We start from the raw sequence: 310 nt of genomic DNA, 5'->3' as shown, positions 1-310 counted from the left end.
CCATTTTTGGTAAAGACCGTATTGTGAATGTGTTCGCAGACAGAGAGTTTATCGGTGAGCAGTGGTTTACATGGTTAATTGAACAAGACATCAACTTCTGCATTCGTGTTAAAAAAACTTCATTGTCACCAATCATTTAGGAAAGAATCATAAAATTAGTGATTTATTTCGCCATCTTAAAGTTGGTCAAATTGAATGTCGTAAACGACGGATTTTGGTTGGTCGGGTGAAACTATATATAAGTGCACTACAGTTAGAAAATGGAGAGCTTTTACTCGTCGTTTCTCCTCAGTTTAATGCCAATGCTATT

At 36.1% G+C, this 310-nt stretch carries 1 pseudogene; it reads left to right on the top strand.

The window, feature by feature from the left end:
- Positions 1-310 (top strand): annotated as a pseudogene (locus tag WFH18_RS17985) (transposase); the annotation flags it as partial.

The organism is Acinetobacter sp. USHLN143, assembly GCF_037145695.1.
Classification (GTDB): Bacteria; Pseudomonadota; Gammaproteobacteria; order Pseudomonadales; family Moraxellaceae; genus Acinetobacter; species Acinetobacter fasciculus.
This window is presented reverse-complemented; position numbering and strand designations above follow the sequence as displayed.